This window comes from Vibrio sp. 1978 (assembly GCF_033344345.1).
In genome coordinates this window covers 1-1,037 of the sequence record NZ_JAWPOP010000159.1, presented here as the reverse complement: position 1 = coordinate 1,037, position 1,037 = coordinate 1, and the positions used below count along the sequence as shown (strand labels likewise).

Sequence of the window (1,037 nt, the reverse complement as noted above, 5' to 3'; positions counted from 1 at the left end):
TGATCACCTTCGCTGGATCTTCTTGTTTAAAACGCGCGATGTTCTCACGAATGGTTCCTGGAAATAGCTCCACCTCTTGGGCCAAATAGCCAACGTGAACACCTCGATCTTCAGGTGCCCAAGTCGACACTTCCATGCCATCTAAAGTCACCTTTCCAGCTAAAGGCCGAATGTTACCAAGCAATAAGCGAGCAAATGTCGATTTGCCAGTGCCAGAAGGGCCAATTACTCCGACGGACACCCCCGGCGGGATTGATAATGTGATAGAAGACAGCACTGGCTCATTCGCACCCGGGTGACGGTAAGTGAGCCCGGTTAACTCATAATGGCCTTTCGGTTTAGGTAACGGCATGTCAGATTCGTCTTGACGAACAATCGCATCAATCTCCTTTAACCGTTTATAAGCCGTTCGCGCAGACATAGCGCTGCGCCATGTTCCTATCGCTTGCTCCATCGGCGATAATGCCCTGCTCATCAGAATAGAGCTCGCGATCATCGCACCCGCCGTGATTTCATGCTGAATAACCAACCATGCACCACCTCCGAGTAAAAATATTTGCAAAGAGCCACGAACAAACTTAGAAAAGTTAGCCATATAAATCGATTTTCCGGCAACTCGCTCTTCAAGCACACTGACACTCTGTACTCGCGATTGCCACTGTTCCAAAAATGCGTTCATCATCCCCATGGCTAAAATAGAGTTGGCGTTTTGTGTCGCTAACTCTGCACTACTAATATGAGAAATGGCCCTAACTTCACTTTCTTGCATCGTCTTTCTCGTCATCAACTCGTTGATCAAACCTAAGCTAAACAGAACGACAGAACCAAGCAACGCAATGTGCCCAAGCAAAGGATGGAGTAGATAGACGAACAAAATAAACAGCGATGTCCAGGGAGCGTCTAACAAAGGATAAGGGGCTTGGCTGCTCAAAAAGCTTTTTATGGTTTGAATATCTCGAAGAACCTGAGAGGTGTAACTCTTTCCAGTATGCGATTGATACTGAATGCTTCGTTTAAGCATGAACACTGAAAGTTTC

General features: G+C 46.7%; 1 protein-coding gene. It reads right to left on the bottom strand.

What is annotated here, in order from left to right; all coding sequences use genetic code 11:
* A partial coding sequence (locus R8N49_RS25185) for a type I secretion system permease/ATPase (protein ID WP_318190219.1) occupies positions 1-1,037 on the bottom strand: 1,037 nt, incomplete at both ends.